Origin of the sequence: Pseudomonas sp. SG-MS2 (genome assembly GCF_009933855.1) — a bacterium.
GTDB classification, from domain to species: Bacteria; Pseudomonadota; Gammaproteobacteria; order Pseudomonadales; family Pseudomonadaceae; genus Aquipseudomonas; species Aquipseudomonas putida_E.
On record NZ_MOMO01000047.1, the window covers coordinates 16,523 to 29,747 of the forward strand.

Sequence of the window (13,225 nt, forward strand, 5' to 3'; positions counted from 1 at the left end):
ACAGTAGGTCAGAAGTGAAGCGTACGTCGCATGGCATGTCGATAGACAATATCAGCCTAATACGAGAGTGCCTCCGTCATAAATATGGTTGGTCATGGTGTTTCAAGGTGCGTCTGTTCTTGGTGGTTGGCGAAACTCCTCCCGTCAGTTCTGTTGCGCCAAGGTTGATCGATGAGCATTGGTTGGAAGGGCGGGCAGTTATACTTCTGTACGGTGGCAGTCTTATTTCCAGTCTGAACACCGTCCTGCTCGACGAATGGCAACGGCAGTTTCGCTGGCGCGGTATTGATGGTGTCGTTTGGGCGCTGAGCGACCGCATGGTCGACGACGCTGCCTACATGAGTGCGAGCATTCATCATCTGCAGGATATGAGCTGTCATCTAGGCAGGCAATTGCCTGTGCATGTGTGGCAAATCTGTGAAAGCCAATGGGACCAGTCGGGGCGCGACATCGAGGCGGTTGGCTGTTTGCTTCCCACTCGGCGGGCCGCAGTTCATTGGGAAGAGCATTTGTGCGCCCTGCAGCACTCGCTACGCGAACAAGGTTTGGCGCAGATGCAGAACCACATGGCCCACGATTTCTTACTTCGGCTTGCTCGCGACTTGCAAATTGACGGTGCTGCACAATGGTATCGCCTGATTGAGTCCCTCTCAGGAAGGGGCACACGTGGCATCCAGATCCGTGGCGTGTGGTTCAGTTTGCCAGTTCAGAGACCAGAACCGGAGTCGGCAATTGAACATCACTGGCCAGAAGACCCTGCATGGTCAGGGATCCTCAGCGATCGCTCTGCCCGAGCCCGACGACTGGGTTGGCACCCAGGCAGAGTCGCCTACGTTTCTGCGCTGGGCCTAGCTTCCATCTGGGGCATCGGCTTGCTGTTGTCGTTTGCCAGCAACCGTGCCGAGGTCGGTCAGATAGCGGTGGCGTACAGGGCGCTTCAGCAACCTGTAACAGGCACCGACACTCAACAGGCACTGGGCGAGCTTGTACGCGAACTCTCCCGCCTGGACTATCGATCAGAACACGGCGCACCGTGGTACCAGCGTTTTGGCCTGAACCGGTCCCACGACCTGCGCGAAGCGGTGTGGCCGCTCTATACGCAAGCCAATAACCAACTGCTCCGTGACCCCGCCGTCTCTGAACTGGAAAAACGGCTCAAGGCGTTGGTCAACTTACCTCCGGCGAGTCCCCAGCGCGCCAAGCGGGCCCGGCTGACGTACAACTACCTCAAAGCCTATCTGATGCTGGCGCGCCCGGAAAAAGCCGATGCGGCTTTCTTGGCCGAGACCTTGGGCGCTGCCGAACCGGCACTGTGGACGTTCTACGGCCAGCATCTGCCCGATCACCCGGATTGGGCGATCAAGGCCGACCTCAGGTTGATCGCCCAAACGCGTCACGTGCTGCTGCGCGAACTGGGCCAGCGAAACGCCGAAAGCAGCCTGTATCAGCAGGTCCTCGACACCGCGGCGAACCACTACCCGGCGTTGGGCTTGCAGCAGATGGTCGGCGACACCGATGCAACCGCCTTGTTCGCCAGTGCTGCACAAGTCCCCGGTGTGTTCACCCGCCAAGCGTGGGAAGGGCGGGTACGTGCAGCCATTGAAGAGGCGGCGCAGGCGCGCCGCGAAGAGATCGACTGGGTGCTCAGCGACAACCCCAACGACATTGCCAAGGAGCTGAGCCCCGACGAACTCAGCGAGCGGTTGACCACGCGCTACTTCCAGGATTACAGCAGTGCCTGGCTGGGCTTCCTCAACAGCCTGCGCTGGCAGCAGAGCCATGGCCTGAGCGATGTGATTGCACAGTTGACGCTGATGAGCGATGTGCGTCAGTCGCCATTTATCGCCCTGATGAACACGTTGAGTTACCAGGGCCAGGCAGGCGTTCGTGGCCAGGCCTTGGCCGATTCCCTGATTGAATCCGCACAGCAGTTGGTGGGGCAAAAAGCAGCGCCGATAGTCGATCAACTTCCCCAAACACTAAACGGCCCGCTCGACAGCACCTTTGGCCCCTTGATGGCGTTGCTGGGAAAGGAGGCGGAAGGGCGATCGGGCGATGACCGTTTGAGCCTGCAAACCTTCCTCACGCGGGTCACCGGCGTGCGCTTGAAGCTGCAGCAGGTGGTCAATGCGCCCGATCCTGAAGCAATGATCCAGGCCTTGGCGCAGACGGTATTCCAAGGTAAAAGCGTGGACCTGACCGATACCCAGGCCTATGGCAACCTGATCGCCGCCAGCCTGGGCGCCGACTGGGGCGCGGCTGCCAATACGCTCTTCGTGCAGCCGCTGGATCAGGCCTGGCAACAGATTCTGCAGCCGTCGTCGGCAGGCCTCAACAGGGCGTGGCAGCGCTCGATCGTCGATCAGTGGCAGGGTGCTTTCAGCGGCCGGTATCCCTTCGCGGCCACCAGCATTGGCGCCTCGTTGCCCATGCTGGGGCAGATGATCCGCGCCGACTCCGGGCGGATCGAACAGTTTCTGGCCCAGCAGCTCACGGGGCTTCTACGAAAAGAAGGTAGCCGCTGGGTGGCAGACCCGCGGCAAAGCCAGGGGCTGCGTTTCAACCCGGACTTTCTGACAGCGATCAATCAGCTCAGTCGTCTGGCCGATGTGCTGTACACCGATGGCGGTATGGGCTTGAGCTTCGAGCTGCAAGGCAAACCTGTGCGTGATGTGGTGCAGACCACGTTCGTGCTCAATGGTGAAAAGCACCATTACTTCAACCAGCGAGAAAGCTGGCAACGCTTTCGCTGGCCCGGGCAGGGTGACCATCCCGGCATCAGCCTGACGTGGAGCAGTGTCTACACCGGCGAACGTCTCTTTGCGGACTACCAGGGCACCTGGGGACTGATTCGTCTGCTGGAGCAGGCCAATGTCACGGCGTTGGACGACGGCGATAGCCGCTTCCGGGTCGTGTTGGATGCGCCAGATGGTTTGCGCCTCACTTGGCACTTGCGCACCGAGTTGCGGGAAGGCCCGCTTGCGCTGCTCAAATTGCGAGGGTTCAGCTTGCCGCGAGAGATCTTTCTGGTCGATGGCCGTGACACACCGCAGTACGCGCAGAATGGGGGCATTGAATGAGTCTGAAAAGCCTGATCGAAAGCTGTTTACCCGGTTGCGAGCCACTGGCCGTGGCGCGCGAGCACAGCGAGTGCTGGAAAACCTGGTTGACCCCCATCCGTGATGACGCGCCCGTAGGCGAGGATCCGGTTTATGACGACGACTTCCAGCGTATGCGCGAGGAGGTCAACAAGCTTTCCGGGGCGGATGTGGAGCTGGTGGCGCAGCTGGGGCAGAAGCTGCTCCAGCACTCGTGTAAAGACCTTCGCGTTGCCACTTACTACCTCTGGGCACGCTTGCACCGGGACGGAGAGGCAGGCTTGGCGGATGGCTTGAACTTGTTGGCAGCGTTAATGGAACGTTATGCCGACGGCATCCTGCCTGTGCGTGGCAACAGCCGCAAGATGGCCTTGGAGTGGCTTGCCGGCAGCAGGGTCCTGGCAAGCCTGTCGCTGTACCCACAGGTGGTCAAGGCTGAAACCGAGCGAACGGTGGCTGCTTTGGTATGGTTGGAGCACTGCTTCAGCCATTGGCCTGAAGACCAACTGCCAGGACTGGACGCGTTGTACGGTGCCCTCACTGCCCGACTCGCTGTGTCGGGAGGTGTTGATGCAATCGTCCCTCAGACTGGCAGTGATTCACCCGTAGACAGTAGGGCGGCAGGCCCGAGCCCAACACCCATAAAGTCGGGCCGAGATCTGCTGGACAGTGGTAGAGGGCTAGCCAGCTATCTACGTGATCAACCAGAAGGGTGGTTGGCGGCGCATCGGCTGATGAAGAGTTTGCGTTGGGACACCGTGCATCAACTGCCGCCGCAAACTGCGCAGGGGGTTACCCGCCTGGCGCCGCCTCGCGGCGAGTATCGCGCTCAGCTCAAGCGCTTGCACTTGCAGCAAAGCTGGAACGAGCTGATTGATCAGGTTGAGCAAATGTATGCCGAAGGCGTCAACCACTTCTGGTTGGATTTGCAATGGTATCTCCATCAGGCCCTGAGCAAATCCGCTGAGCCCTACAAAAGCTGGGCGGATATCGTCAAACACGATCTGGCCATGCTGCTGCACCGTCTGCCGGGCGTGGAGCTGCTGTGTTGGAGCGATGGCTCGCCATTCGCTGATGAAGCCACGCGTGAGTGGATCAACCAACAGGTCAGCGGTAACCGCCCAGAACAATGGCTGCCCGCAGCGGCCCCCGCATTGTCGGCGGCCGCATGCGAAATACTCGCCTTGGAACCCGAGGCACTGGCGCAAGCGGATGCTGACGGTGTCGAGCAGGCGCTGGCTTGGCTGGCGAGTCGGCCCGATGTGCAGACCGGGCGACAGCGTTGGTTACTGCGTTTGCTGATGGCGCGAGTGGCCGAACAGTGCGGCAAGGCCGAGCTGGCCATTCATTTGTTCACTGAGCTGGACGCTGCCGCGCAACGCCACACATTTGCCGACTGGGAGCCCGACCTGCTCTTCGAGGTCAAGGCGCGTTTACTCAAGCTGCTGCGTTTGAAAAACCAGCGCAACGATGCTGACCGGCCTGCGTTGGCGCGGCAAATGGAACACCAGTTGGCAGCACTCGTATCCATTGACCCGGTACGCGCTGCAATCCTGTGCAGTTAATTCACTTTGATCAGGAATCTGTTTTGACTACGGACAACCTAACCCTGCGTTACTTCGACGCTGAAATGCGCTACTTGCGGGAAGCAGGTAAGGAGTTTGCCCAAGCTTTCCCGGATCGGGCGGCGCAGCTCAACCTGGATAAACCCGGCGCTGAAGATCCCTATGTGGAGCGCTTGTTCGAAGGCTTTGCGTTCTTGATGGGGCGTCTGCGTGAGAAATTGGACGATGACCTGCCTGAGCTGACGGAGGGGCTGGTCAGCCTGCTGTGGCCGCATTACCTGCGTACCATCCCATCGCTGGCCATCGTCGAGCTTATGCCAGATGTCAATCAGATGAAGGGCAGCGAGGAGGTCGCAAGAGGTTTTCAGGTGCTGTCACAGCCGGTGGGGCAGCACCGTACCCGCTGCCGCTACTCCACCACGCAGGATTTGACGCTACGGCCGCTCAATCTGGAAACCGTGCGACTTGACCATGAGCCCGATGGACGTGCAGTTCTACGCCTACGCTTCGCGCGTGGAGCACTGGCCGACTGGGATCAACTCGATCTTGCGCACATTCCCTTGTATCTGAATGCCGACGCGGCGCTTGCCAGTGTGTTGCACCAGGCGCTGACATTGAACGTGCAGGCGCTGCATGTGCGCTTGCCAGGCGCGGCGCAGCGCAAGGCATTTGCGGGGCAATTCAAGCCAAAGGGGTTTGCGGACGATGATCGCCTTTGGCCTAAAGGCGACAGCGCCTTCAGCGGTTATCAGTTGTTGCTGGAGTACTTTACGTTCCGCGAGAAGTTCATGTTCGTGACGCTCTGCGGCCTGGAATCGCTCGTGCTGCCTGCGCACGCGCCGTGGTTCGAACTTGAAGTAGTACTCAGTGAGCCCTGGTCGCATACGTTTACGCCGACGCAAGAGCACATTCGTTTGCACGCGGTCCCCGTGATCAACTTATTTGCACTGGAGGCTGATCCACTCATCTTGGACCCGTTGCAGAATGAATACTTGCTTCGCCCAATGCGCTTGCAGGACGGTCATACAGAGATCTACTCGGTAGACAAGGTTTCTGGAGCGAAAGACAGCGTTCGTCAGGATTACGTGCCGTTCAGCAGCTTTCGTCACAAAGGGGGGATGCTTCGCGATGAGGCCCCCGAGCGCTATTTTCATACCCGCCTGAGACGCGGCGCCAATGGTCTTCATGACACTTGGCTGATTCTTGGCGGGGAGGGCTTTGACAAGGATGTATTGCTCAATCGCAAAAGCCTGTCGTTGCGCCTGACCGGTACCAATGGCCAGCTGCCGCGAAAAGCATTGCGCAGTACGTTGCTCGACGCTGCGGCGCAGTCCACACAGGCAGGCTTGCGAGTCCGCAACCTGACCGCGCCGACCCTACCGTGCTACCCGCCGAATCGCGATCGTTTTCACTGGCGCGTGCTCAGTCATCTGGGGTCGAATTTTCTACCGATGCTCAACAGTGCAGAAGTACTGCGTGGCACGTTGGCCTTGTACGAGTGGACGGGTAACGAAACGAACCGCCGCCGTTTGGAGGCCATTGTTGACGTCAAGCATCACTTGATTCAGCGATTTGAAAAAGGCTTCTTGCTGCGAGGTGTGGATATCGAAGTGACGGTCGATAGCAATGGCTTTTCAGGCGAGGGGGATATCTGCCTGTTCGGTGAAATGCTCAGCCGGTTCTTCGCTCTGTATGCGGACATTCATTTGTGCACTCAACTGACGATGATTTTGCAGCCGACGGGGAGGTGCCTGCGATGGAACGAACATCACAGTCAGCGTATTCCCGGTTGAAGGCCGAGGGCATTGTGCATGTGTTGGCTGAACAGGTATCGACGGCTAACGTCTACCGCTTCTGCCAGGTGCTGGAGCAGGTGTTGGCTGAACAACCACCGCTGGGCAGCACTGCACATCCCGGCGATGACCTAATCAGGTTCCGGCCAGATCCTGGAATGGGATTTCCAGCAGGCGAGTTGAAGGCCATTGAAATCGACGAGTCTGCTCCACACCGACCGCTGACAGTGCGAACCCGGCTGCTGGGTTTGTATGGCGTCGACTCTCCTTTGCCCACGGCCTATCTGGACGATATCGCCCTGCGACGCGAAGGCCATGAGGCGCTGGAGCACTTCCTCGATATCTTCAACCATCGAATATTCACCCAGTTCTACCGGATCTGGCGCAAGTACTCCTACCCGGCAACGTTCGAACCGGGCGGGCGCGATGCCACTTCACAGTGTTTATTGGGCTTGATCGGGTTGGGCATTCCCGGTACGGCAGAGCGTATCGCCACACCGATGTCACGTTTTCTGGCCCTGCTTAGCGTCATGCGTCTACCCACGCGCAACGTGGAGGGGATTGGTGCGTTGGTGAAATTGCTGGCGCCACACACGGATACGCACGTGACCGGGCATTGGCCGCAGAGCGTTGTGCTTGAGCAGCCCGCCAGCCTTGCACCAGAGCGTCCGGTGACTTTGGGCCAGGGCATGCCGTTGGGCGCTGTCGGGCACGACGCGAACAGCCAGCTGCGCCTGCGGCTGTATACCGAGGACCAGGATGAAGCGCGTGAGTGGCTTCCTGGTGGCCGGCTGATAGCCGATTTGCGGGTGTTGCTTGAGGTGTATCTGGGATGGCGTTGCACAGCGCTGCTACAGCTCTCAATTCCACGCGAGATGGTGCCGGCTCCTGTACTAGGACGCACTCGGTCGATGCTTGGCATGACCGCTGTGTTGAAGCGGGCGCAGAGCGTACTCCCATCGGCTCAAGACGACACGATCACGATCAACCTGGGCCGATATCAAGGCCTGCATTTGAACCCTCGCAGGAAGGAGGTACAGCATGTTGCGTACCGTTTTTAAATGCTTCACGGCATCAACTTTGATTGCTGTTTTGAGTGGGTGTGGCCTTGCACAAACGGTGGCAGACGGCACCGCGTCCACTGCCCGGGCGATCTTCTACAAGCAAGTCAAAACGCTGCATCTAGATCTCAATGGCCGGGCAGCGATAAATACCGATGGCGCAGAGATGAGCGGATTGTCGGTGCCAGTGCTGGTTCGGGTCTACCAGTTGAAGGGCAGCAAGGCGTTGGAGAACGCTACCTATGACGATCTGGTAGGCCAAGGTGAGCGAGTGCTGCGCGATGATCTGCTCGATGAGCGCGTTGTCGTGGTCAAGCCTGGTGAGGCGGCGCAACTGAGTGCACCACTGCTAGGCGAAGCTAAATACGTTGCCGTGGTTGCTCTGTTCCGAAGTCCAGACGTTTTTGAAAATACGTGGCGCATCGTCTTGCACCGTGACGACCTCGAACCGGATCAGGCCAGAGTGCTGGAATTGGGCGATAACCGACTGACGCTTCAACATCGTGCGGAGGGCTGAATGCATGCCTGAGACCAGTCCTTCTCTTTACGAAATCCTGTTGCAGAACTTTTGCGGTGAGCTAGCGCTGGACCAGGTGAATGAAGATGACCAGCTGACCCTCTCGGTGCTGGACAACATTCAGCGCATTCTCAACAGCCGTGCAGGCTCACTCTCGCATCTGCCTGACTATGGCTTGCCGGATATGGGCACGGTGCTGCAAGGGCTACCGGCTTCAGCCCATGGTTTGATGAACGACATCGCCCGAACGTTGCGCCGCTATGAGCCTCGCCTGGCGCAGGTGAGCATTCAGCTATTACCTCAGTCTCGTCCTGGCCATCTTGAATACGCCCTTGATGTGCTCATCAAGGGCGGCAGCAGGGCGTCCTTTGGAACCACGCTTGGCGCTGACGGCAGGGTTGTAGTGCGTCACCTCAAGCAGGAAGGCTACCTTTGCGTGTAATAGAGCCAACAGGGGGCCAGATGACGGCGCTTTTTGAGATGCGTGTTCGCCTGGGAGGGGATCCGGGCAACTTCGATGAGTTCAAGGTGTTGCACGGTGAGCTGGCCAAGCTCACCCATCCCGCCTGCCCAGATGTGGACTGGGCAAAAGTTGAGGGGTTGTCTTTGCGACTCTTCGAGCTGAATGGGGTTGAGCTGCAAACGGCGGTGGCGTTCGTATTGGCGCGTAGCTACCGCACCGGAGTGGCGGGCTTGACCGAGGGTGTGGCGCTGCTCTTTACGCTGAGCGATGAGTGGCCGAGCTTGTGGCCAGTGCAGGCGTCAGCCCGCATCGATCTCATTGCATGGTTGTTTACTCAGTTGCATCCATTGGTTCGCATGGTGGAGTGGGGCACTTCAAACACGGCAGTGCTGAGCGATCTGATTGCCGAGCTGAACCGGCTGGAGCACCGCTTGAAACGCCATGGTCAAGCTCCATTGGTATCGCTGCAGGTCTTCAGAAACCAGATAGTCAGCCTTCTGCAACGCATGTCGGGAAGTAGGGCCGCTGCGATGCCGCTTCCTCTGCAGTCCTGGGCAACAATTGCTGAGCCATCCATCACGCCTCAAATTGCTGCTGTCGCTTCTGCGCCTTCGACTTATACATTCGTTGTCGAGCCTGCGGCGCAGAAGCGTGCCGTATTGCCGTGGTTGCTGACATTGATGGTCACAATTGCATTCATGGGGTGGTTGGGCTGGCAAGAGTGGGCAGCCAGGCAAGCCGAAGAACCCCCAGTGCCCGATCCAATCCATCTCGACAGCCTGAACCTGTTCGATCCTGGCAGTGCCGAACTCAAACCCGGTTCAACCAAACTGTTGATCAATGCTCTCGTTGGCATTAAAGCCCAACCAGGCTGGCTGGTCGTTATTTCCGGGCATGCGGATGCGCGAGGGGATGCAGCCAAGAATCTCGATCTTTCTCGTGCCCGCGCTTCCGCTGTTCGCGACTGGATGCAGCGTATGGGCGATATCCCGGACAGTTGCTTTGCTGTCCAAGGTGTTGCCGCCAGTCAACCGGTCAGCAGCAACGACACCCTGAATGGTCGCGCAGAAAATCGTCGGGTGGATATTCGATTGGTACCTCAGGGAGATGCATGTGGCGAGCTGGAGGCCGTAGGGCGTTCGTTTCGGGGAAGAGAAGCTGCGTGATGGCGTACCTGCAAGGCGATGTGATGCTGAACTGCGCCAATGTGCGCATGCTGACATCGCTGCCCCGAGTCTGCTGAACAAGAAGCGTAAGGCTAAGGGCAAGCCGCTGTTCTTCAACAACTACGTACTTAGGTTCAGGCGCCTCGAAGCGGGTCGCACGCTGCGGGAGATCTTCACGCTTCTCCTGAGGGCATCTGCGTCGCGGGGGGAGGCAGCTGTACGTGGGTTGACAGACCGGCGGTAAAATCACGAAAAACTCCGGCGCACGCAAGCGTGCCCACACGCATAGCCACCATAAAACTGAGACTGTCTGCGTGATTTACCGTCACATCCTGTCAAAGCTGTATCGTTGATGAGCAACGACATGCCGAGACTGGAGCGCAGCTACAGTGGCCGCAACGGAAAAAGTGCAGTGCGAGTATGTTTGGGAAATGGACTACAAGGAAGAGGGAAAATCTGATTTCCTGGTGTTTCCAGCGCTCAAGATGTGGGTGTATTGATCGGTCTATGTCAGCCTATGGCGGGCAGCAATCCAATGCTCTGTAATCAGTATGGGCCACATCGCCGGCAAGCCGGCACGGCCGACACCTATCGAGACACCGGGGTCGTATATGGGAGACCGGCGAACCCTGTGATAATGGGGGCAATTACAAGGGCCATGTCATGCTGACCATCTCCAATAACGTGCATCTACCGGATGCCGAAATCGAACTGACATACATCCGCGCGCAGGGCGCGGGTGGGCAGAATGTCAACAAGGTGTCCAGCGCCGTGCACCTGCGCTTCGACATCCCTGCCTCATCGTTGCCCGAGTTCTATAAAGAGCGGCTGCTGGCGCTACGCGACAGTCGCATCACCGGCGAGGGCGTATTGATCATCAAGGGCCAGCAGTACCGCACCCAGGAGCAGAACCGTGCTGACGCACTGGCGCGTCTTGCCGAGTTGATCACCACAGCCGGCAAGACCGAGAAGAAACGCCGCCCCACCAAGCCGACCCTCGGCTCGAAGACCCGCCGCCTGGAAGGCAAAGCCAGGCGGAGCAATGTCAAGGCGGGTCGGGGCAAGGTGGAATTCTAATGCTGGGATCTGCTACACCGCCTGCGCCAAAAGCGGGTAGTCGATGGTCACGTTGCTGAAGCAGTCAGCCCCGGGTTATCGGCGAAGTTCTGCAGCAAACTGCGACGCCTTGAGTTGCAACTGCGCAGGCCCGCCCCAGAACGCGCCGTGGCGCACGATCACCCGTTCATGCAGCGCTGCCGCCACCGCAGCGGCAGCATTTGGGGCTTTGAACAGCACAAAACTCGCTTCGTTGCCTACCTTCAGCCCATAGCCCTTTTTACCCATCACCCCGGCACTGGCTTCGGTCGCCATGTGCAGCGCTACCCGCAGTTCCTCGTCAGTGTTGAAGCCCGAGCGATAGCTGACCAACATGGCCCGTTGCAGCATGTCGCCATTGCCGTAGGGCCACCAGGCGTCCTGGATGTTGTCGTTGCCGGTGAACACTCGCACACCGCCTGCGCGCAGGCGCAGCACGGGCGGGAAAGCGTGCTCGCCCGGGGCGTTGGTCATGATCGACACGCCTGCACCGGCCAGCACTTCGGCGGTGCGGTCCACCACGCTGTCGACAACATCACCCAGGCCATAGGCATGGCTCACCACCACCAAACCTTGCATGCCCAGTGCCTGGGTACGCGCGGCGATGCGTTCGAGCTGGGCTATGCAGATGTCACCTGGCTCGTGCAGGTGGATATCTACCTTCACCCCGTGCCGGTCGGCGATGCCGAAAACAATGTCCAGCTGCGCTTCGGCGTCACCGTCCAGGGTGGTCGGGTCGATACCGCCCACCACCTGCACACCTTCGCGTACGGCAGCCTCCATTACTTCGGCAGTGCCGGGGCAGGTCACCACGCCGGCCTGGGGGAAAGCCACCAGCTCGATGTCGATCAGGTCTTTCCACTTCTCGCGGGCTTCGAGGATGGCGCGCAGATTGGCAAGGCCGGTGGTGGCGTCCACATCCACATGGCAGCGCATGGCCAGGGTGCCGAAGGCGGCGGCCTGACGAATCAGGGCATCGGCGCGTTCGACAATAGGCGGGGCGCTGGCGAGCTCGCGCTTTTCCACCGCCAGCCGTTCACGCAGGGAGGCCACGCTCTGGTGCGGGCGCCAACGGTCGCCGACGAAACTCTTGTCCAGGTGAATGTGGCCATCGACGAACCCAGGCAACGCCAGCAGCCCTTCAAGGTCGATGGTTTCGCGGGCCGGCTCACTGGCGCGCTGCGGGCCGATATGGGTGATGCGCCCGTTCTTTACGGCAATGTGCAGGGGCAGGCCATCGGCGTCGATGGCATTGATGAACTCGCGGTCATTCATGGTCGGGCCTTTTTCCCAGGCTGAGTGATGACACACGGTAGGCAGGATCCGCACACGCCACAAATTAATTATCAGGATCGATTGCAGTGCATTTCTGGATGCCGGCAGCGCTAGGGGTAATGCCTGTCAGTTAGCGTTATCAGGGCTGCTACGCAGCCAATCGCCGGCAAGCCGGCCACACAGATACCATGCAGTTCTTGAGGTCTGCACTGTGCCTGTGGGAGCTGGCTTGCCGGCGATGGGCCGCAAAGCGGCCCCAAATCGATATTCAGCCCGCAGTGTTTGACGAGCGAACATCGGCACAGGGAAGGGCGTGCTACTGCAGCGTCGGCGGCTTCATCTCCAGGGGCATCCCTGCCAGCGTAGCCTCCATCCCCGCAATTTTTCGCGTAAGCCGTTGCGCCTCCTCATCTTTGCCCTGTGCTTTCAGAAGATCCCGCTCTTTGCGTAATGCGAGCAGGCATTTTTGCAGACCCAGGCCAGAAGTATTGAACTGGTCCATGTTTCCCTCATGCTGAAGGCTTCCGTGCCGTTGTAGGAAAAATGGACCCTAGCAGTTCGATATTGCTGCGGAAACTGAGGTTTCATACAGCAGATACTCGGCACCCAGATGCGGCCTACAGTAAGGGGGAAAACTTCCTACAAATTAACTTAGAGGCTGTTTCTATTCGTGTAGATCAGGCTTGCGTCTGATGCCCGTAATTGCTGAGCCTGTGATGACCTGACCGTTGAAAGAGGCATCATGCTGCTGGCAGGCTGGCCAGCTATGCACTGAAACTTAAAGTTGCAATTGTATGCCGGTGTCGACAAGTCAAACGCGCTCTTGTGACCTCCCACGACCACTGCCACATGGTGAGCACGCTTGGCTGGATGCGTGGCCGATCGCATCTGATACGCCTTTTTTCATCAAACCTGAATCTGTATCCGTATCAGCGCTGCGCCGATAATGCTTTTCATCCCTGCTATCACATTGAAGAGGTTCTGATGGGCAAGCTCGCGCTATTTCTGGGTGGTTTTCTTCTGCTCACCCTTTTGGTAGGCCTACTGGGCACCATCCCCCCAGGCTGACGACTTCCCCCTCCGGCCCCCCTCTTTTGCCAGGGGGCCAGCGTCGTGCCGTTGCGGCAATGGTCCTTGGTATACCGTTAGACTGGCGGTAGCTGCAAGTCGTTCTCAAGTGAAAAGGCCTCGT

11 protein-coding genes are annotated in these 13,225 nt (G+C 59.0%); 9 read left to right on the forward strand and 2 right to left on the reverse strand.

Annotated elements, in window-relative coordinates; genetic code table 11:
• Window positions 1-35: 35 nt before the first annotated feature.
• The 8 genes from BLX42_RS03520 to arfB all read left to right on the forward strand — a co-directional run bounded on the left by BLX42_RS03520 (window position 36) and on the right by arfB (window position 10,740).
• The gene (locus BLX42_RS03520; protein WP_256671914.1) at window positions 36-3,080 is read left to right on the forward strand and encodes an ImcF-related family protein; all 3,045 of its coding nucleotides are present in this window, start codon (window positions 36-38) and stop codon (window positions 3,078-3,080) included.
• Complete coding sequence (gene tssA, locus BLX42_RS03525) at window positions 3,077-4,663, forward strand: type VI secretion system protein TssA (protein ID WP_161871157.1); 1,587 nt, start codon at window positions 3,077-3,079, stop codon at window positions 4,661-4,663. The genes BLX42_RS03520 and tssA overlap by 4 nt, the downstream gene beginning before the upstream one ends.
• A 23-nt stretch (window positions 4,664-4,686) precedes the next feature.
• Window positions 4,687-6,456, forward strand: coding sequence for a type VI secretion system baseplate subunit TssF (gene tssF, locus BLX42_RS03530; RefSeq protein WP_080952095.1), 1,770 nt, complete (start codon window positions 4,687-4,689; stop codon window positions 6,454-6,456).
• Window positions 6,420-7,517, forward strand: a complete 1,098-nt coding sequence (gene tssG, locus BLX42_RS03535) for a type VI secretion system baseplate subunit TssG (RefSeq protein WP_161871158.1) — start codon at window positions 6,420-6,422, stop codon at window positions 7,515-7,517. Before tssF ends, tssG begins: the two co-directional genes overlap by 37 nt.
• Window positions 7,498-8,034 carry a type VI secretion system lipoprotein TssJ gene (gene tssJ / locus BLX42_RS03540; RefSeq protein WP_161871159.1) on the forward strand — a complete coding sequence of 179 codons (537 nt, stop codon included), beginning with the start codon at window positions 7,498-7,500 and terminating at the stop codon, window positions 8,032-8,034. Before tssG ends, tssJ begins: the two co-directional genes overlap by 20 nt.
• Window positions 8,035-8,038: 4 nt before the next feature.
• The gene (tssE, locus tag BLX42_RS03545; protein WP_161871160.1) at window positions 8,039-8,476 is read left to right on the forward strand and encodes a type VI secretion system baseplate subunit TssE; all 438 of its coding nucleotides are present in this window, start codon (window positions 8,039-8,041) and stop codon (window positions 8,474-8,476) included.
• Window positions 8,477-8,496: 20 nt separating this feature from the next.
• The gene (locus BLX42_RS03550) at window positions 8,497-9,663 is read left to right on the forward strand and encodes an OmpA family protein (RefSeq protein ID WP_161871161.1); all 1,167 of its coding nucleotides are present in this window, start codon (window positions 8,497-8,499) and stop codon (window positions 9,661-9,663) included.
• A gap of 663 nt (window positions 9,664-10,326) precedes the next feature.
• On the forward strand, window positions 10,327-10,740 hold the full coding sequence (gene arfB / locus BLX42_RS03555; RefSeq protein ID WP_046785705.1) for an alternative ribosome rescue aminoacyl-tRNA hydrolase ArfB: 414 nt from the start codon (window positions 10,327-10,329) through the stop codon (window positions 10,738-10,740).
• 75 nt (window positions 10,741-10,815) lie between these two features.
• Here arfB and BLX42_RS03560 read toward each other — a convergent pair whose 3' ends face one another.
• Together BLX42_RS03560 and BLX42_RS03565 are read right to left on the reverse strand one after the other, a co-directional pair.
• A complete protein-coding gene (locus BLX42_RS03560) occupies window positions 10,816-12,033 on the reverse strand; it encodes an amidohydrolase family protein (RefSeq protein WP_161871162.1) in 1,218 nt (405 codons plus the stop codon).
• 316 nt (window positions 12,034-12,349) lie between these two features.
• Complete coding sequence (locus BLX42_RS03565) at window positions 12,350-12,535, reverse strand: hypothetical protein (protein WP_046785709.1); 186 nt, start codon at window positions 12,533-12,535, stop codon at window positions 12,350-12,352.
• A 347-nt stretch (window positions 12,536-12,882) separates the two neighbouring features.
• Between BLX42_RS03565 and BLX42_RS03570 the strand changes: the two genes are divergently transcribed.
• The gene (locus BLX42_RS03570) at window positions 12,883-13,101 is read left to right on the forward strand and encodes a hypothetical protein (RefSeq protein ID WP_174142157.1); all 219 of its coding nucleotides are present in this window, start codon (window positions 12,883-12,885) and stop codon (window positions 13,099-13,101) included.
• Window positions 13,102-13,225 lie beyond the last annotated feature (124 nt).

What these genes read in the sequence shown, in the direction of transcription:
- BLX42_RS03570 (WP_174142157.1), top strand. Translation starts at nt 12,883, where the DNA reads ATGGTGAGCACGCTTGGCTGGATGCGTGGCCGATCGCATCTGATACGC.
- BLX42_RS03565 (WP_046785709.1), bottom strand. Translation starts at nt 12,535, where the DNA reads ATGGACCAGTTCAATACTTCTGGCCTGGGTCTGCAAAAATGCCTGCTC.
- tssG (WP_161871158.1), top strand. Translation starts at nt 6,420, where the DNA reads ATGGAACGAACATCACAGTCAGCGTATTCCCGGTTGAAGGCCGAGGGC.
- BLX42_RS03550 (WP_161871161.1), top strand. Translation starts at nt 8,497, where the DNA reads ATGACGGCGCTTTTTGAGATGCGTGTTCGCCTGGGAGGGGATCCGGGC.
- tssA (WP_161871157.1), top strand. Translation starts at nt 3,077, where the DNA reads ATGAGTCTGAAAAGCCTGATCGAAAGCTGTTTACCCGGTTGCGAGCCA.
- tssJ (WP_161871159.1), top strand. Translation starts at nt 7,498, where the DNA reads ATGTTGCGTACCGTTTTTAAATGCTTCACGGCATCAACTTTGATTGCT.
- arfB (WP_046785705.1), top strand. Translation starts at nt 10,327, where the DNA reads ATGCTGACCATCTCCAATAACGTGCATCTACCGGATGCCGAAATCGAA.
- BLX42_RS03560 (WP_161871162.1), bottom strand. Translation starts at nt 12,033, where the DNA reads ATGAATGACCGCGAGTTCATCAATGCCATCGACGCCGATGGCCTGCCC.
- BLX42_RS03520 (WP_256671914.1), top strand. Translation starts at nt 36, where the DNA reads ATGTCGATAGACAATATCAGCCTAATACGAGAGTGCCTCCGTCATAAA.
- tssE (WP_161871160.1), top strand. Translation starts at nt 8,039, where the DNA reads ATGCCTGAGACCAGTCCTTCTCTTTACGAAATCCTGTTGCAGAACTTT.